The organism is Roseibium sp. RP-7 (assembly GCF_053005225.1).
The window spans coordinates 3208322-3226776 of the sequence record NZ_JBRKQA010000001.1 but is presented as its reverse complement, the minus strand read 5'-3'; the positions used below and the strand labels follow the sequence as shown (position 1 = coordinate 3226776).

General features: G+C 59.3%; 17 protein-coding genes. 7 read left to right on the top strand and 10 right to left on the bottom strand.

Going from position 1 to position 18455, the window contains the following annotated elements:
- The 10 genes from ACVDG9_RS14580 to ACVDG9_RS14535 form a co-directional block, all read right to left on the bottom strand.
- Positions 1-214 (bottom strand): caspase family protein (locus tag ACVDG9_RS14580; protein ID WP_447238270.1); only part of this gene is annotated, 214 nt, incomplete at its 3' end.
- A 107-nt stretch (positions 215-321) separates the two neighbouring features.
- Positions 322-846 (bottom strand): Hpt domain-containing protein, encoded by a 525-nt coding sequence (locus ACVDG9_RS14575; protein WP_023001108.1) that lies wholly within the window; start codon positions 844-846, stop codon positions 322-324.
- A gap of 144 nt (positions 847-990) precedes the next feature.
- Positions 991-1800 (bottom strand): NAD kinase, encoded by an 810-nt coding sequence (locus ACVDG9_RS14570; protein WP_447238269.1) that lies wholly within the window; start codon positions 1798-1800, stop codon positions 991-993.
- A gap of 166 nt (positions 1801-1966) precedes the next feature.
- Positions 1967-2731, bottom strand: a complete 765-nt coding sequence (locus ACVDG9_RS14565) for a trypsin-like serine peptidase (RefSeq protein ID WP_447238268.1) — start codon at positions 2729-2731, stop codon at positions 1967-1969.
- Between the two features lie 141 nt (positions 2732-2872).
- Positions 2873-4369, bottom strand: coding sequence for a sulfatase-like hydrolase/transferase (locus ACVDG9_RS14560; protein WP_447238267.1), 1497 nt, complete (start codon positions 4367-4369; stop codon positions 2873-2875).
- Positions 4366-5148, bottom strand: a complete 783-nt coding sequence (phnX, locus tag ACVDG9_RS14555; RefSeq protein WP_055654807.1) for a phosphonoacetaldehyde hydrolase — start codon at positions 5146-5148, stop codon at positions 4366-4368. The genes ACVDG9_RS14560 and phnX overlap by 4 nt, the downstream gene beginning before the upstream one ends.
- Positions 5149-5157: 9 nt before the next feature.
- The gene (locus tag ACVDG9_RS14550) at positions 5158-6285 is read right to left on the bottom strand and encodes a TIGR03364 family FAD-dependent oxidoreductase (RefSeq protein ID WP_447238266.1); all 1128 of its coding nucleotides are present in this window, start codon (positions 6283-6285) and stop codon (positions 5158-5160) included.
- Between the two features lie 191 nt (positions 6286-6476).
- The gene (locus ACVDG9_RS14545) at positions 6477-7370 is read right to left on the bottom strand and encodes a LysR substrate-binding domain-containing protein (protein WP_447238265.1); all 894 of its coding nucleotides are present in this window, start codon (positions 7368-7370) and stop codon (positions 6477-6479) included.
- A 6-nt stretch (positions 7371-7376) separates the two neighbouring features.
- Positions 7377-8789, bottom strand: coding sequence for an AtzE family amidohydrolase (locus tag ACVDG9_RS14540; RefSeq protein WP_447238264.1), 1413 nt, complete (start codon positions 8787-8789; stop codon positions 7377-7379).
- A complete protein-coding gene (locus ACVDG9_RS14535; protein WP_200863770.1) occupies positions 8786-8971 on the bottom strand; it encodes a DUF4089 domain-containing protein in 186 nt (61 codons plus the stop codon). The genes ACVDG9_RS14540 and ACVDG9_RS14535 overlap by 4 nt, the downstream gene beginning before the upstream one ends.
- Before the next feature lie 206 nt (positions 8972-9177).
- On the opposite strand from ACVDG9_RS14535, the gene ACVDG9_RS14530 reads away from it, so the two are divergent.
- The 7 genes from ACVDG9_RS14530 to nirD all read left to right on the top strand — a co-directional run bounded on the left by ACVDG9_RS14530 (position 9178) and on the right by nirD (position 18455).
- Positions 9178-9765, top strand: coding sequence for an ANTAR domain-containing response regulator (locus tag ACVDG9_RS14530; protein ID WP_023001117.1), 588 nt, complete (start codon positions 9178-9180; stop codon positions 9763-9765).
- A 60-nt stretch (positions 9766-9825) separates the two neighbouring features.
- Complete coding sequence (locus ACVDG9_RS14525) at positions 9826-10935, top strand: CmpA/NrtA family ABC transporter substrate-binding protein (RefSeq protein WP_228866597.1); 1110 nt, start codon at positions 9826-9828, stop codon at positions 10933-10935.
- A 365-nt stretch (positions 10936-11300) separates the two neighbouring features.
- Positions 11301-12701 carry a CmpA/NrtA family ABC transporter substrate-binding protein gene (locus tag ACVDG9_RS14520; protein WP_023001119.1) on the top strand — a complete coding sequence of 467 codons (1401 nt, stop codon included), beginning with the start codon at positions 11301-11303 and terminating at the stop codon, positions 12699-12701.
- A 91-nt stretch (positions 12702-12792) separates the two neighbouring features.
- On the top strand, positions 12793-13875 hold the full coding sequence (locus ACVDG9_RS14515; protein ID WP_023001120.1) for an ABC transporter permease: 1083 nt from the start codon (positions 12793-12795) through the stop codon (positions 13873-13875).
- A gap of 10 nt (positions 13876-13885) precedes the next feature.
- Positions 13886-15646 carry an ABC transporter ATP-binding protein gene (locus ACVDG9_RS14510; RefSeq protein WP_062488515.1) on the top strand — a complete coding sequence of 587 codons (1761 nt, stop codon included), beginning with the start codon at positions 13886-13888 and terminating at the stop codon, positions 15644-15646.
- Between the two features lie 17 nt (positions 15647-15663).
- The gene (gene nirB / locus ACVDG9_RS14505) at positions 15664-18117 is read left to right on the top strand and encodes a nitrite reductase large subunit NirB (RefSeq protein ID WP_447238263.1); all 2454 of its coding nucleotides are present in this window, start codon (positions 15664-15666) and stop codon (positions 18115-18117) included.
- On the top strand, positions 18114-18455 hold the full coding sequence (nirD, locus tag ACVDG9_RS14500; RefSeq protein ID WP_173013879.1) for a nitrite reductase small subunit NirD: 342 nt from the start codon (positions 18114-18116) through the stop codon (positions 18453-18455). The genes nirB and nirD overlap by 4 nt, the downstream gene beginning before the upstream one ends.

Here is an 18455-nt window from a genome sequence, read left to right as displayed (position 1 = left end):
GCATGTCCCTCAAGCTCAGGTCGAGACCTGTGACAACATCGAATCCGAGGTCCGTCAGCTTGTCCGACATGCCCTTGGCATCATTGTAGGGGTTCTTCAGCTCCGCGACATTCGCGTAGCCGGAATTCCCTATTACGAGAGCTACCCTTCGTTCGGCATGTGCGGAAGTAAAAGACAGCAATAAAAGAAAAAAGAAACAAAAAAAATGTTTCACGGCCATTCTCCATGAATAGGCCGGATGCTATGCGCGCTTGAAACCTGAGTCAATCAACTCTTTGACGTTGCGGCATAAACCTTGTTGGCAATTGGTCTACTGGTCCGTCAGACGTCATCAGGTTTCGGCGGAAATTGCGCCAGATATTCTTCCGTCACGCCTTGCAGGGTTTTCAGAAGTTCGACGCCGGTCTTGTTCGCTTCGTCTTTTGCACCTTCGGCGACCATTGCGCGAATGGCTTCGACGTAGCGTTCGACGAGGGACAGGGGCAACTTGTCGGGAGACGGCACGGTTTCAATCAGGTGACAGAAGCTGGCGGCGACTTCGCCAACCAATGGAAAACCAAGTGTCAGGGCCTGTCCCTTGATGTTGTGTGCAGCCTGAAACAGTGCGGCGAGGGTGTCGTCGTTCAATCCCTGTGCGCGAACAGCTTCCCAAGCGTGAAGCAGGGTGGCGCTCTCGTTGTTCATCCAGGTTCCGAAATGGGAGGACAAGCGTTCGAGTGCTGCTTCAGCCGCCTTGACCGGATCGAATTTCTTGGCCTCGCGGGGTGTCAGTTCCCGCACCTTGCTGCGCAGGTCCGATGGCGGGGACAAGATTTCATATTCCTGGTCCTTGGCAGTGTCGGCCATGACGGCAAATGTCCTCGTTATCCTCGCTCGGTCCTGACTTCATAACACCTCGATGGCAAAGCCTTCGGGCATTCGGCCGGAGCCTGTGGCTGGCAGTATCGGCAATCATACTTAACAGGGTGTTTCCGCCAGGATGTTTCGAAACTAATAGCGGAACATTTCAGTGAGGATGCGTTCGTCCCAACCGTGATCGGAATCAAACATGATCACGCCTTCCGCTTCGGCCGCCTCCCGGACTGCGACATGGGTAACGTGTCGGATTTCGGTGTGGTCGGCCGACGCGCTGACAGGGCGTTTGCCGGGATCCAGTATCTCGATATCGACCTTGGCGCCGTTCGGCAGGATCGCGCCGCGCCAACGCCGTGGCCGGAAGGCGCTGATGGGGGTCAGCGCGAGCAATTGTGCGGTGATTGGCAGGATCGGGCCATGCGCAGATAGATTGTAGGCAGTGCTGCCTGCCGGTGTCGCAACTATGATGCCATCGCACACAAGTTCTTCCAGCCGGACGCGTCCATCGACCGAGATGCGCAGCCGGGCGGCCTGCGATGTCTGGCGCAGGAGTGACACCTCGTTGATGGCAAGGGCGTGATGGATACCAGCGGACGTCGTTGCCGTCATTTCCAAAGGCCGGATCGTCGTAATGTCGGCCAACGCTAACCGGTCCTTCAGGTCGTTTTCCCGGTATTCGTTCATCAGGAAGCCGACCGAACCACGGTTCATGCCGTAGATCGGTTTGTTGCTGCCCATGTGCTTGTGAAGGGTTTGCAGCATCAGGCCATCGCCGCCGAGAGCCACGATGACATCGGCTTCAGCCACCGGAACATTGCCGTAGCGGGCGGACAGGTCTTCCTGAGCCTTGAGTGCTTCCTCCGTGTCGCTGGCGACAAAGGCGAGCTTGTCGGTGGAAACCGGCCGGAAGTGTTCGGCACTGGAAGGAGGCGCAGATTGGTACATGAGCCAAGGGGTCTTTGCGTCTGGCAGTCTGCCGGCCAAAAAGCTGCACGCGTTGTGAAGCTGCTCCGGGCCGAATTCAGGGAATAGCACCATAACCGGGCAACCGGCGTTGGTGCAGAGAAAATTTGTCTTTCGGTTCAGATTATGCCCGTCGGCTGGATTGTCGTCAGTTGTCCGTATCAAACGATGACCGGAGTGGCGGGGTTGCCGGAGCACTGTCACCGCTGCAGCTCGGATTGGCCAAAAGGTCCTGCCATTCCAGGAAAGGCACGATGGCTGAGCGAACAGCGTCGATCTTGGCCGACATGATGCCGGCAACACGGAGCCCGTTCGGCGTTTCCACCAGGAGCGGACCGCCCGATGCGCCGGCTTCCGATGCGCAATCCGTTACCCAGCTGTCCTCGGCGGTTCCCATGACCCTGCACGCAGGCACGACGGTTGGCAGAAACCGGCGGCTGCGGCGGTAGCCTGCGGATTGAAACCGTGTGTCCTTGGTCAGAACTGTTGCCTCATCCAGCGAAAGCACCGGAACGGGTGGTAATGTGCTGGGTTCCTTCAGCAAAATGATCCCGACATCCTTGTGTACCTCCCGCAACCTGGGATTCTGCCGTGGCTCGTATCCTGCAGCGGTGATGGTGCAGGCAGGTTCCAGGCGGGCGGAGTATTCGTCCCGCCGAACACCGGCCATGAACAGAAGGTCTTCGATCGGAAAGGGCTTGCGGGTCGTCTTGTTGAAGAGGCAATGGGCGGCTGTGAGCACGATATCGGGTGCAATCAAGGTGCCGGTACACATGGCAGTCGACCTGAAGCCGGCAACGTTTACCCGTCCAATGGACGGCCAGGGTGGATCGATCGAGTCGATGACCTTGAGCTCAACTGGGGCCGCGGACACATGCTGGTGCGAGAGCAGGGCGACGAGAGCCAGTCCCATGGTCCGGAGAACACTCCGTCCAATCCCGGTGAAAAGCTGATTTTTCCGCAAAGTCTGACGCATTCTTCAGAGCCCCTATGGAGGGTTCATTCTGTCGCTCGACGCTTAACGTCACGCTAAGCGGACCTGCGAAAGTACACGCTATTCCCGATAGTAGTCCCAGACCAGGGTGCGGGCCAGGGTCTCGTCGTTGTGGCGCATCCGGGTTGCCACAAGGGCATCAAGGTTGGCGATCACCAGGTCCGGGTGACTGGCCGCCTCGTTGACCGGCGCGGTGGACGTGCAGGTGGCCTTCATCAGAATGTTGGGCATTCCGGAGAAATGCACGAACTGCCATTCCGGCCCGAGGCGGCAAAGTGCTGTGGAGGATCCTTCATGGGCAGATGCCGGGAACTTCTCCGGCCATTTCTTCAGAAATTGCCTGTAATCGAACTCCCAGAGGGCAGCATCTCGCCAGGACAGAGGCGTTTGTCCGCTGAGGTACGGCAGCAGGCTGGCTCCGTCCGGGGCATGCTCGGGTTCGATATCCAGCAGATCCAGGAGCGTCGGGAAGATATCGGTCGAGGACGTGAAGGCGGAGACCCGGTTCGCTGCACCGCCACCCGGTGCCCGTATCATGAGGGGGGTGTGGTAGCTCTCGCGGTAGAACCCGCTTTTGCCGAGCATCCAGTGATCGCCCATCATCTCCGCATGATCGGAGGTGAAAATAACCAACGTGTTTTCGAGTGGTTCCAGCGCCTCGAAGATCCGGCCGAGCTGTGCGTCAACTTCGGTGATCATGCCGTAATAAAGTGCTCGCAACCGCCTGAGATCGCGCTCCGTCAGATCACGCACGAAGTCAGTGGTCCCCGGTAGATGGGAGGCCAGCTGCTGATAGTCCTGCAGGGCTTCCATTAGGGGATGAAACGCAGCTTCCTCCGCCGCAGTTGGTGCCCCGGAGAAACCCGGCCCGTCATCCGGATGGTAGAGGGTGTTATAGGGGGCAGGAGCGGCAATCGGCGGATGCGGACGCAGGAAGGAAACATGCGCCATCCATGGCCGGTCTTCTTCCTGTTCTCCAAGCCAGGTTAGGAAGGCATCCGTCATGAAGGCGGTCTGGGTTTCGTCCTTCGAATACCTGGCTGCCTTGAGGCTGACTTTTTCACCTTCTTCGGGTTCCACGTGATGGATGGTAGGCAAACCTGCGGGATCGTGGCCGCGTGAGACCATCCAGGAAAGCCATTGCTTTTCGTCCTCGGCAAGAGGCTGGCGTACCCAGAAGCCGGGCAGAACACCCTCATAGGAAGTCAGGACGGGGTCGTTTGGGTGATGCAGGCGCGGATCGGGTGACGTATCGGTGTAGCCGAACAACGTTGGCGTATATCCGGCCCGGCGGGAAGCACGGGCGATATTGTCGAACCGGTCATCGAGTGGCGCGCCATTCCACACGACCCGGTGGTTCATCTGGTAAAGTCCGGTATAGAGCGAGGCCCGTGCAGGAGAGCACGGAGCCGTTGCCGCATAATGCTGCTCGAAAACTGTTGCCGTTTCGGCGAAGGCATCAAGGTTCGGCGTCCTGACAACAGGGTGTCCAACTGTGCCGAGACAATCGCCCCGCCACTGGTCAGCAGTGATCAGCAGGATATTCGGACGTGTCATTCCGCTTCCAGTTTCTCGATCAGGGCTGGCAGATCCGCGACCGTATCAATCACGTAATCGGCGCCGGCTTTTTTCAGCTCTACCGTTGCATGCTGGCGCAGGACGTCAACCTGATCTTTCGAAAGTGCAGCGAGTTCCTCCGGTGTCTTGCCTGCATAGTTGCCCGACAGCGCAAGACCCACAGTCAGGCAGCCGGCTGCAACACCCTCGGCAATGCCCGGTTCAGTGTCGTCCACCTTGATGACCGCGCTCGGCGGGTAGGCCACCAGATCGACGAAGCACTGATACATGCCGAGCGGACCGGGACGGCCTTCCGGCAGGTCGTCGGCACAGATGAGATTGTCCGGCTCATACCCCTGTTCGGCGGCTTTCGGCAGCACGCGTTCCATGATCGAGCGTGTATAGCCGGTGGTCGAGCCGATTTTCATGCCCTTGGCGCGAAGCAACCTGACAACCTCGGCAGCACCTGGAACGAGATCTGAGAAATCGGCGACGACTTCCTCGTTCATTGGAACGAAGACCTTGTAGACCTTGTCCACATCGGCATCAGTTGGTGCGTGGCCGTATTTGGCGATCCATTGGGCGCAGATGTCCGGATCATCCATCATGGAGCGGATGTGGTCCCACTTCGGTTTGCCCATCGGGCCGCGTGCCTGGTCGATGGTTGCGGTAATGCCGAAGGTCTCGAAGGCCTTTACGAAGACACCCATCGGGGCAAAGGATCCGAAGTCGATCATGGTGCCGGCCCAGTCGAAGACCACGGCTTTGAATTTGCTCATCTTGTTTCCTCACGCATAGAGATCGGCAATGGTTTCCTCGCCGATGGCGAAGGCGGTGGAGGCACCGCAGCCGGCCGTGACGACGACAATGCGGGTACTATCGTCCGGCGCATCGGTGAAGCGCCAGCGGTCCGGGGCAGAGGCGTAGGTGCCGATCCAGGTTTCAGAAATGTCATAGGGGCCAAGATCGAGGATCGTCTCCATCTCGCCCAGGATCAGGTCGTTCACTGTCTTGTCGATGAAAGGATCGGGTGTCGCGCTGTAATGATGGCTGTCGCCGACAACGAGACTGCCGTCTTCGGACTGGACAACGATCAGGTGAATGCCGTTTTCCCGGTGATCAGCCATCTCCCGATCCAGCCGGGCTTTCAAAGGCTCTGCTTGGGGGAGTTCGGCATAGCCAAGATATCGCGCAAGGCCGAGGTCAGACATGACTGCGGTGCCAAGGTCGATACGATTGTGAGGGGCGACGCGTAACATCTGCAGTTTGCAGCGCGTGACTTCGTAAGTGGCGATCCGGTCAGCAAAAAGCGTCGTGCCATCGTCGCCCGGGCAGATGATCACGGTCTCCGCGTGCACCGTCCCGCGCGAGGTTTGAAGCTTCGGCGCCTCGACAGAATTGACGCTTGTCTGCCAGAGGAAGTCGACTGCATGGGCTTCTTTCAGCCAATTGGCGATCCGGGGCAGGGCATCTTTCGATTCCACGCGCACTTCCAGCGGCGAATAGAGCGCGCAGGTGATTTTCTCCTGTCGCAAACAGGGAACCTTGAGGGCGGACTCTGCGGGTGTAAGGCGCCGACACTCCGCACCCATTTCTGTCTTCAGAAACGCGTCGATAATACCTTCCGACTCCGGGAGCCTTGCGGTCATGGTCAGACCTTCGTGCAGCAGCGGTATGCGGGCGGCTTTCGCAACTTCTGCCCACACCTGTCGGCTGCGCGACGCTTTCTGCCAGCAGTCGCCTGCCTGTTGGCCGGTGACGGTCACAAAGCCGAAGTTGCGGATCGAGGCGCCATTTGCCTGGCTGTCGCGATCAATGACGACTACTTTCTTGCCGCGCCTGACTGCTGCGAGGGCATGCGCAAGCCCAACGATCCCGGCACCGACGATCGCAAGGTCATAAGATCTCTGTTTCATTCAGGCGGTCTCTGGAAATGTGCTGGAGCCGTTCGAAGTCAGTATCACGCTTTTGTCGTGGGCGATGAAATCGACTCTGGTGCAGTGGTTTTGAAAACGTCAGGCGCCAGTAATCACGGAAGCGTCTTTCGGTCTATCAAAGATCGAAATGTATAGGTTTTAATTATAAAATGACGGGTGACTTCAATTTGTCATGGGGCGGGCAAACCGGCTCGAAATGCCTCTATTGCGGCAACCGTACCCATGTCTTTTTGCCAGACTGCAAAGTGGTTTGCGGTGAGGTTTGCGTCTTCGATCCTGACACCGACACAACCGTCGCGCTCGGTGATTTCCGCTTCCAGCGCGACACCGATACCCGAGCCGGATCTGACCAGGGTTGCGATCGACCCCCACGAGCCAAGAGCGAGTGCGGTCTTGGGTCTTGTTCCGGCAAGCGTGGCAGCGGCTTCGAACAGTCTGCGGGTACCGGAACTTCCTTCGCGTTGGAGGAGTGGGAGCTCGGCGACGTCTTTCCAGGAAGCGCTGTCCTTTTTCGCCAGCGGGTGTTCGGGAGGAACCGCGAGGACAATGCGTGTCTTCAGGATCAGTTCGCCTTCGAGACCTGCCGGAATTTCGCGTCCGGTAATGAAGCCGATATCGAGAGAGCCTGTTTCGATCAGGTTGACGATGTCCTGGCTTGCAAGGGCGCGGGCCTCGATCGAGATGGTCGGGTGTTTCGCCATGAAGGACGAGATGATCGGGATGGCGAGCTGATAGGTTGAATAGCCAATCCTGAGTTCACCAGCCGCCAGGGCGCGGTGGTGAGACAGCTCGGTTTCCAGATCGCCTGCCAATGCCAGCAAGGCCCTGATGCGGGGCAATAGAGCGACCAGAGCCGGCGTCGCGGAAACTGAATATCCGGACTTTACCAGCAGTTTTGTCTTGAAGCGGCTTTCCAGACCCTGAATGTGATTGGAGATGGAGGGTTGGGAGACGCCGATCTCCTTCGCCGCATCTGTGAAGCTTCCGGTGCGCACCACAGCTTCCAGCGCTCGCAACTGCGCCAGACTGAGGTTTCCTGTAGTACGGGCCTGTTCCCTTTTCACCGGGCTTCAGGCCGTCAAATTGGCGACGGGAGCGCGGCAGATACCTGTCTGTTCCAGGTGGTGAGCGACACGAAGCGCCAGATCCTCGCGCCAGGCAGGGGAGATCACCTGAACACCGATCGGCAATGTCGCCCCTTCCAGCCAGACCGGTACCGTCACCGCGGGAAGGCCGATGAAGGAGATTGGCTGGGTAAACAGGCCGATGTTGGGCCGGGCCGGCATGGTTTCACCGCCGATCGTGAAGGTCTTGGTACCTGACGGCAGGGCCAGGAAGGGGGTCGCCGGGGCCAGAAGAACATCGACATTCTCGAAGATCTTGCGGAAGAGGTCGCGAAACCAGCTCCGGAAGCGCTGCGCCTGCTGGACCCAGATTGCCGGTACCATGGTTCCCGCCAGGAAGCGGTCACGCGTTTCCGGGTCAAAGTCCTGCGGCCGTTCCAGGATGCGGCCGAGATGCAGGGTAGAGCCTTCGGCTGCCGTGATGACATAGGCCGCGGCGCGGGCCCGGGCAGCTTCCGGAATGTCGATCTCAAGGCTTGCCCCAAGCGCCTTGGCGACAAGATCCACTGCATTCAGGGCATCCGGCAGGGCCTTGTCGCGGAAATAGCCACCTGCCACGGCAATGCGCAGCGGGCCGATATCTTCCTGCAACCGGTTATGGGTCTCGATTTCCGGATGGTTTGCCTGGGCCGGGTCCGCGGGGTCGTGGCCCTGCAGGACGTCAAAGATCAGGGCAAGATCTTCTGCCGATCGTGTGAGTGGGCCTAGGTGATCGAGACTGCCGACAAACGGATATGTGCCTGCACGGCTGAGACGGCCATAGGTCGGTTTCAAGCCGAACAGGCCGCAGAACGAGGCCGGCACGCGGATGGAGCCATTGGTATCGGAGCCCATTGCCAGCGGCACCATGCCGGCAGCCGTTGCCGCGGCAGATCCGGAGGAAGACCCCCCGGTCATATGACCCGTATCATGAGGATTGCGGCAGATGCCGTCGTGTGCGCTTTCGCCGGTAAAATCATAGGCGTATTCGCCCATGTGGGTCGCGCCGACCAGAACTGCGCCAGCGTCTTTCAGCTTGCGGACCAAAGTCGCATCGGCAGAAGCAGGCGGGTTTTCGCGATTGATCTTCGCGCCGGCGCGGGTTGTCAGGCCTTCGACATCATACAGGTTCTTGACCGCATATGGGACACCGGCGAGTGGCAGTGTTCGGCCCTCTGTAATCGCGTCATCGACAGCGCGCGCTTCAAGAAGTGCACGCTCCCCCAGAACGTCGGTAAAGGCGTTGACCGTCGGATTGAGACGTTCAATGGTCTCGAGAGATGCGTAGGCAACTTCCAGAGCCTTGATGTCGCCGCTGTTGACGGCTGTGGCCGTCTGAGCCGCGGAGCGGGTGTTCAGTTTGCTGTTGTCCTGGCTCATGGAACAAAGACCGGTGCGGCTTCGGCGTGGTCTTCCAGCGGAAAATCCAGGACGGCTTCGGCAGCTTTCTCGATCGCGGCAATATGCATTTCCACAACAGGGCGCCAATCTTCTTCGATCGTCAGCCCCAACATCTTTTCCATGTGGGCCACATGCGCCTTCGGCTCAAACGTGTCCGCCATCCCGCTTTCCTTCATCTTGAATTTTCCCGGTGCATCATTCAAAGGCTATGGGGTTCTGTCCAGAGGAGAAATCTTCTTTTGGTTTCCGCCTTTCGCAAGTCCGATTTCAAGCGCTCCAGCGTCACTTCAGAATGTCTCCACAGGACAGCGTTGTTGCGGCGCAGCATTTTTGTTGCATAAAAAATAGCCCTGCGCATAATGGCGGCATGAGCGGCGGGCTTTCCATTCTGGTTATAGATGACAACAAGATCCGTGCCTCGATCATCGAGCAGGGATTGCACGATGCCGGGCACGATAGGGTCATTCTTGTTCACCAGATGGAAGGACTGGTTCGTCAGATCGCCGACATCAATCCGGATGTGATTGTCATCGATCTGGAAAACCCGAATCGCGACCAGCTGGAACACATGTTTCAGGTGTCGCGTGCGGTGCGACGACCGATTGCGATGTTCGTCGACAAGTCGGACAGCCATTCCATCGAGGCGGCCGTCGATGCGGGGGTGTCGGCGTATATCGTCGACGGGCTCAAGCGGGAGCGGGTCAAATCGATCCTTGATATGGCGATCAGCCGCTTTCGCGCGTTTTCCAGGCTGACGGAGGAGCTGGAGGAAGTGCGCTCTGAACTTGCAGACCGGAAAACCATCGATCGGGCCAAGGGCATCCTGATGAAATCGAAGGGGCTCAGCGAGCAGGAGGCCTATGACCTGTTGCGTCGCACGGCCATGAACCAGAGCCGGAAGATCATTGATGTGGCGCAGAGCCTGGTGATCGCCAGCGGACTTCTGGGAGACTGACGCGATGACAACAAAAAACACCGAGTGGGGAGAAGCGGCCAACCAGGGGACTGGAGGATCATGGATACGAATTTGAAGCCTGTCATTGCGGGTTTTATTCCGCTTCTGGACAGTGCCGTTGTCGTGGCGGCTGCCGAACTCGGTTTTGCCGAGCAGGAAGGCATTGCGCTTAAGCTGATCCGCGAAACATCCTGGGCCAATATTCGAGACAGAATTTCGGTCGGTCATTTCGACGTGGCGCATATGCTCGCCCCGATGCCGATTGCATCCAGCCTCAACCTGACCAGTCTTGCCGTGCCCATGCTGGCGCCCATGCTTCTGGGGCTAGGTGGCAACGCAATTACGGTTTCCAACGCACTCTGGGCGGACATGTCGGCTGTCGGAGCCGATCCGGAAGGCGACCCGACGTCGACCGGTGCGGCGCTCGCGCGGGTGATTGCCAACCAGCAGGAGGCGGATGCGCCGCTGCTTCATTTCGGGGTTGTGCACCCGTTTTCAGGCCATGCCTATGAATTGCGCTATTGGCTCGCCGCCGCCGGAATTGATCCGGACCGGGATGTCGAGATTACCGTACTGGCTCCGCAGGTCATGGCGGATGCCCTGGCCGCCGGCCAACTCGATGGATATTGCGTTGGCGAACCCTGGAACACGGCTGCGGTCGACGCGGGAACGGGGCGCATTGCAACCTACAAACAGGCCATCTGGCCGGACAGTCCGGAAAAAGTGCTGGGCGTGACGCGCAAATGGGCCGAAGCCAACCCGGAAACGCTGGCCGCGCTGATGCGTGCCTTTTCGGCAGCCGCCGACTGGTGCGCCGATCCGAAGAACAATGCCGAGCTGGCCGACATGCTCGCAAGGCCGGACCTACTGGCTTGCCCCGCTGAAATCTGCCTTGCAGCGCTATCGGGCCGCATCAGGCTCGGCCCGGTCTCGGTGAAGAACGTTCCGGACTTCCTGACCTTCTCGGGTGGGCTCAAGGCAGCGCCAATGCCGGTTCATGGCAAATGGTTCTACGAGCAGATGGTTCGCTGGGGGCAGGTGGAGCGTTCGCGAGAGGCGGAAAGCGAAGTTGAAAAGGTCTTTTCTCCGACCGCCTATCTGGAGGCTCTGGAGCTGACCGGCGAAGCGACAGACATGACCATCGAAATGTTTGACGGCGCCCGTTTTTGACTTCCGAGACAGCTTGCCTGGCGCCGGGGCAGTCTGGTTGCGTTGCACAAAATTCGTTCAGTTGCCTGCAAGCTTCGATGATCAAATATGCAGCTTGAGCATATGGTCAAAATTTTCACAAAGAGTAAGTATCTGTAAATAAAGAGAAAAGCCAATTTCTCCAAATTGGCACAGTTCGTGCTTTTAAGCAGGTGAGGCCGACGCTGGCCTACCAGATATCGCACCCACTGCCGGGTGCACAGGCAAAGCCGCCGATCTGAACCGCATGGGAATTCCTCCCGTCATGCGGTTCGGTCGGCGGCTTTTTTATTGCTCCTGTGCCCGGCTGAAGAGGGCGCAGGACGAACGAGGGACAGGACGCGACAATGAAAAAGACCCTGAATATTACCCGCCGGACCGCATTTGGCGCCCTGATGGCAGCCACGGCACTTGTGTCCGCATCCAGCGCCTATGCCGAGATGCTGGATGTCGAAAAGGACGAACTCACCTTCGGCTTCATCAAGTTGACGGACATGGCTCCGCTCGCGGTTGCCTATGAGCTCGGCTATTTCGAGGAAGAAGGCCTTTTCGTCACCCTGGAGCCGCAGGCCAACTGGAAAGTTCTGCTCGACCGGGTCATCACGGGCGAACTGGATGGGGCGCACATGCTGGCCGGACAACCGCTGGCGGCCACCATCGGTTTCGGCACGAAGGCACACATCGTGACGCCGTTCTCCATGGATCTCAACGGCAACGGCATCACCGTTTCCAACGAGATCTTCGAGATGATGAAGCCGCACCTGGAAATGCAGGACGACGGCAAGCCGGTTCACCCGATCAAGGCAACCGCCTTGAAGCCGGTCGTCGACAAGTTCAAGTCTGAAGGCAAGCCCTTCAACATGGGCATGGTCTTCCCTGTCTCCACCCATAACTACGAACTGCGCTACTGGCTGGCATCCGGTGATATCAACCCGGGCTTCTATTCCAGTTCGGATATCTCCGGCCAGATCCAGGCAGACGCTCTGCTTTCGGTCACTCCGCCTCCGCAGATGCCTTCAACGCTGGAAGCCGGCACCATCTATGGCTATTGCGTCGGCGAACCCTGGAACCAGCAGGCAGTCTTCAAGGGCATCGGCGTTCCGGTCATCACCGATTACGAGATCTGGAAGAACAATCCGGAGAAGGTCTTCGGTCTGACGCAGGAATTTACCGAAGAATATCCGAACACCACGCTTGCGCTTACCAAGGCGTTGATCCGCGCGGCCAAGTGGCTGGACGAGAACGACAACGCCAATCGTATGGAAGCCGTCGAGATCCTGTCCCGCTCGGAGTATGTCGGTGCGGACGCTGAAGTGATCGCCAACTCCATGACCGGCACCTTCGAATATGAGAAGGGCGACAAGCGAGACGTTCCCGACTTCAACGTCTTCTACCGCTACTTCGCCACCTATCCCTACTATTCCGACGCCGTCTGGTACCTGACCCAGATGCGCCGCTGGGGGCAGATTTCCGAGTACAAACCCGACAGCTGGTACGACGAAGTCGCGCGGTCGGTCTATCGCCCGGACATCTATCTGAAAGCCGCAGAAATGCTGGTCGAGGAAGGGCATGTGGCCAAGGAAGACTTCCCCTGGGAAACAGACGGATACCGCGCTCCGACCCCGTCGGCGGACATCATCGACGGCATTCCCTACGACGGCAAGCAGCCGAACGCCTACATCGACAGCCTTCCGATCGGCCTGAAAGGCAAGCAGGTGGTCGACGGCAACCAGGTCGTGGGCGGCTGATCTTCCCCAAACTTGAGCGGCGGTCTGCAGCCCCGCCGCTCGTTTTTCTCATTCGACACGAACCGACAGAATTCGAACAAGGATTGACGACATGGCCAATGCCGATACCGCAGGCAGTCAGGACCTTGCCCGTGCCGCACGCCGGGAAAAGCTCTTCACACGGATCAACAAGGCCGCTGGCTGGCTGGATGCGCTCGGCCTTTCCTGGACCGTGCCGCTCCTGAAAATTGCCGCAGGCGACAGCCCGAAGGAGCAGCTGGGGGAACTCAAACGCGTTCTCGTAATTCCTCTCCTGGGCATCATCGCCTTTCTCGTCCTCTGGGGAGCGCTGGCGCCCCAGGTGCAGACATCCCTGGGCGCAGTTCCCGGGCCGGCGGCCGTCTGGAGCCAGGCTGTCAACCTCTGGGACGATCATGAGCGCGAGCGTGACAAGGCCGCTGCCTTCTACGATCGCCAGGAACAACGCAACGCCAAATACGAAGCCGAAGGCAAGACCGACAAGATCAAGTGGCGCGACTATACCGGCAAGCCGACCTATATCGACCAGATCGGCACCTCGCTGAAAACCGTCGGCCTCGGCTTCCTGATCGCAACGCTGATTGCCGTGCCGCTTGGCATCGCCTCCGGTCTGTCGCGCTCCTTCAACGGCGCAATCAATCCGCTGATCCAGATCTTCAAGCCGGTGTCGCCGCTGGCATGGTTGCCGATCGTCACGATGATCGTTTCGGCAACCTATGCCGATCCTGTCGACTGGCTGTCTAAATCCCTGCTGATCTCCGCCGTCACCGTGACGCTCTGCTCCATGTGGCCGACCCTGATCAACACCGCGCTGGGTGTGGCCTCGGTCGACAAGGACCTGATGAATGTCGGCCGTGTTCTGCAGCTGCCGACCTGGAAGACCGTTACCAAGCTGGTTCTGCCGTCCTCTCTGCCGCTGATCTTCACCGGGCTGCGCCTGTCGCTGGGTGTGGGCTGGATGGTGCTTATTGCGGCGGAAATGCTGGCGCAGAACCCGGGGCTTGGAAAATTCGTCTGGGACGAATTCCAGAACGGTTCTTCCCAGTCGCTCGCAAAGATCATGGTCGCTGTCCTGACCATCGGCATCATCGGCTTCATGCTCGACCGGCTGATGTTTGCCCTGCAGCGCGCCTTCACATTCTCGGCCAATCGCTAAGGAGACGGATATGTCCTTTCTGGAAATTTCCGGCGTCTCCAAATCCTATGGCGAAAATGCCACCCGGACGGATGTGCTGGACGATATCAATCTGAAAGTGGAAGAGGGCGAGTTCATTGCCATCGTCGGGTTTTCCGGCACCGGCAAGACCACGCTGATCTCCCTGCTGGCCGGTCTCATCGAGCCGGACAAGGGCGGCATCATCTTCAAGAACAAGGAAATTGACGGGCCGCACCAGGATCGGGGCGTTGTGTTCCAGTCCTATTCGCTGATGCCGTGGTTGTCGGTGTTCGGCAATGTGGCGCTGGCCGTCGACAGCGTTTTCAAGAAGAAGAGCGCCGCAGAGCGCAAGGCGATCTGCGACAAGTACATCGAGATGGTTGGTCTGGGGCATGCCAGGGACCGCAAGCCGTCGGAACTTTCCGGTGGCATGCGTCAGCGTGTTGCCGTGGCACGGGCACTTGCCATGCAGCCGGAACTTCTGCTGCTGGACGAGCCGTTGTCCGCTCTTGATGCCTTGACCCGCGCGAAGCTGCAGGACGAATTCGCCGCGATCTGTGACGAAGAGAAGAAGACCATCATTCTCATCACAAACGATGTCGATGAGGCGATCCTTCTCGCAGACCGGATCATACCCCTGAAACCCGGCACACCGGCAACGCTCGGTCCGGAGTTCAAGGTGCCGTTTCAGCGGCCGCGCGATCGCGGTGAACTCAATCACGATGACGACTTCATTCGGCTGCGTGCCGAAGTCACCGAATACCTGATGGAGGCTGGTGCCGAGCGTGGCGCTGATCTGGAGCGGGAAATCGTTCTGCCGGACATCGTTCCGATCACCCAGCGTCCGAAGCCAGCCGACAAGCTTCCGGCGGCCTATGAGCGGGCATCGGAATCCGCGGTTCAGGACCGTTATCTCGATTTCTCTCAGCTGAAGAAGGTCTATCCGACGCCGAAAGGACCGCTGACGGTTGTCGACGGTTTCGATCTGAAAATGAAGAAGGGCGAGTTCATCACCCTGATCGGCCATTCCGGATGCGGAAAGTCGACGGTCCTGTCCATGGTGGCTGGCCTCAACAAGATCACCGAAGGTGCCATCGTCTTGGACGGCACTCATGTGACGCAGGCCGGTCCGGACCGAGCCGTCGTTTTCCAGGCGCCGAGCCTGATGCCCTGGCTGACAGCTTACGAGAATGTCGAGCTTGGGGTCGACAAGGTCTATCCGGATGCCTCCAGGGCCGAAAAGCGGGACGTGATTGAATACTACCTCGGCAAGGTCGGTCTGTCGGACGCCATGCAAAAGGCTGCTTCGGAGCTTTCCAACGGCATGAAGCAGCGCGTCGGCATTGCACGGGCCTTTGCCCTGTCGCCGAAGCTCCTGCTGCTGGACGAACCCTTCGGCATGCTCGACAGCCTGACCCGCTGGGAGCTGCAGGACGTCCTGATGGACGTCTGGAAGCGCACCCAGGTGACGGCCGTCTGCGTCACGCATGATGTCGATGAGGCCATCCTGCTCGCCGACCGGGTGGTGATGATGTCGAACGGGCCCAATGCCCGCATCGGCAACATCATGGAAGTGGACCTGCCACGGCCGAGGTCGCGCAAGGAGCTGCTCGCCCACCCGGATTATTACGCCTACCGCGAGGAGCTTCTGGACTTCCTGGAAGCCTATGAAGGCGGTGCGGACCCGAGCGAAGACCAGTTGAAATCCATTCAGGAAAAGCGGGCCGCACGGATGGCCCGTCAAACCGCGGCGGCCGAAGCAGCCGAATGAAAGTCTGGAGAAAAGCCATGACAAAACAGAAACTTGTCATCGTCGGCAACGGCATGGCACCCGGGCGGATGCTCGAAAACCTGTTCGAAAAAGACAGGGATGCTTATGACGTCACCATTTTCAATGCAGAGCCGCGGGTCAACTACAACAGGCTGATGCTGTCGCCCGTGCTGTCAGGCGAGAAGTCATACGAGGACATCATCACCCATGGCGACGACTGGTATGCCGAACATGGCGTGACGCTTCACAAGGGAGCCCGGGTTGCCGAGATCGACCGGGACGCCAAAACGGTGACCTCGGATAACGGCATTACCGCCTCTTACGACAAGCTGGTGATCGCGACGGGATCTTCCCCCTTCATCATTCCGCTTCCTGGCAAGGACCTCGATGGCGTTTTGACCTATCGCGATCTGGACGACGTGGAAAAGATGCTGGATGCCGCCAAACGGGGCGGACGTGCCGTCGTCATCGGCGGTGGGCTCCTGGGTCTTGAAGCGGCGGCTGGTCTCAAGATGCAGGGCATGGACGTCACCGTTCTGCACCTGATGCCGACTCTGATGGAACGCCAGCTCGACCCGGCTGCGGGATTCCTGCTCGAAGCGGAATTCAAACGCCGCGGCATCGACGTGCGCACCAAGGCAAACAGTCATGAAATCCTGGGTGATGATGCAGGCAAGGTGAGGGGCATCCGCCTTGACGACGGCACCGAGATCGAAGCCTCGATCATCGTCATGGCCGTCGGCATCCGCCCGTCGGCCGACCTTGCCAGGGAGGTCGGGCTGGATGTCAATCGCGGTGTGCTGGTTGGCGATGACATGCGCACCAGCGATGCGGACATCTTCTCGCTCGGGGAATGCGTCGAACACCGTGGCATGTGTTACGGGCTTGTCGCGCCGCTTTATGAAATGGCGGGTGTGATTGCCGACAATCTGCTTGGCGCTTCTTCCGAATACACGGGCTCGGTCACCGCGACGAAGCTCAAGGTGACAGGTGTCGATCTCTATTCGGCAGGCGATTTTTCCGAAGGCGACGACCGGGAAGAGATCGTGCTGCGTGATGCGTCGGCCGGCGTCTATAAGCGCATCGTGCTGAAAGACAACAAGATCGTCGGTGCCGTCCTTTACGGAGAGACCTCCGATGGTCCGTGGTTCTTCGACCTCCTCAAAAAAGGTGCCGACGTCTCGGACATGCGCGAGACGCTGATCTTTGGTCAGGCTTACCAGGGAGGGTCCCCGCTGGACCCTACGGCGGCCGTTGCAGCCTTGCCGGATGATGCGGAAATCTGCGGCTGCAACGGCGTATGCAAGGGCAAGATCGTTACGACGATCAAGGAGAAGGGCCTGACGACCCTGGACGGTGTTCGGGCCCACACAAAGGCCTCGAACTCCTGCGGCACCTGCACGGGGCTGGTCGAGCAACTGATGCAGGTGACCTTGGGCGATGCCTATAACCCGGCGGCCGTGACGCCGATGTGTGGTTGCACGCACCTGGGCCATGACGAGGTCCGCCGCTTGATCAAGTCCAAGGAGCTGAAATCCATTCCGGCAGTGATGCAGGAACTCGAATGGACCACCTCCGGCGGCTGTGCCAAGTGCCGGCCGGCACTCAACTACTATCTGGTCTCCGACTGGCCGGATGAATATGCGGATGATTACCAGTCCCGTTTCATCAACGAGCGTGTCCACGCCAACATCCAGAAGGACGGCACCTATTCGGTGGTCCCGCGCATGTGGGGCGGGATGACCTCGTCCAAGGAACTGCGGGCGATTGCCGATGTGGTCGACAAGTTCAACATTCCGGCGGTGAAATGCACCGGTGGCCAACGCATCGACATGCTTGGCATCAGGAAGGAAGACCTGCCGGCAGTCTGGGCAGACCTCGGCAAGGCCGGGTTCGTTTCCGGGCAGGCCTACGCCAAGGGTCTGAGAACGGTGAAGACCTGCGTCGGGACGGACTGGTGCCGGTTCGGCACGCAGGATTCCACCGGTCTCGGCATCAAGCTGGAAAAGTTCATGTGGGGCTCATGGACCCCGGCGAAGTTGAAGATGGCGGTGTCCGGCTGCCCGCGAAACTGCGCGGAAGCAACTTGCAAGGATATCGGCATCATCTGCGTCGACAGCGGTTACGAGATCCATTTCGCCGGAGCTGCCGGTCTCGACATCAAGGGTACGGAAGTTCTGGGCCTGGTGAAGACCGAGGACGAGGCGATCGAGCACGTTGCTGCGCTCACCCAGATGTACCGCGAGCAGGGCCACTACCTGGAGCGGATCTACAAGTGGGCGAAACGCATAGGTCTGGATGAGATCCGTCGGCAGATCATGGACGATAAGGCGATGCGCGTGGCGTATTTTGACCGTTTCATCTTCTCCCAGAAATTCGCCCAGGTCGACCCATGGTCGGAGCGTGTCTCCGGCAAGGACAAGCATGAATTCAAGCCGATGGCTGTTCTGACGAAGGAGGCTGCCGAATGACTGCCGACATCCGTAACTGGGTCCATATCGGCACCCTTGAAGACATTCCCAGGGAGGGAGCGCGGTGCGTGAAGAATGGCGACATGACCATCGCCATCTTCCGCACCGCCAAGGACGACGTCTTTGCGCTGGAAGACAAGTGCCCGCACAAGAACGGGCCTCTCAGTCAGGGCATTGTGCATGACGGATGTGTGACCTGCCCGTTGCACAACTGGGTGATCTCCCTGGAAACGGGAGCCGCGCAAGGAGCTGACGAAGGCCGCACGGCAGCTTTCCCCGTCCGGCTGGAGGACGGCCGGATCCTTATCGACCTTTCCTATTCCCACGAAGCCGTCTGA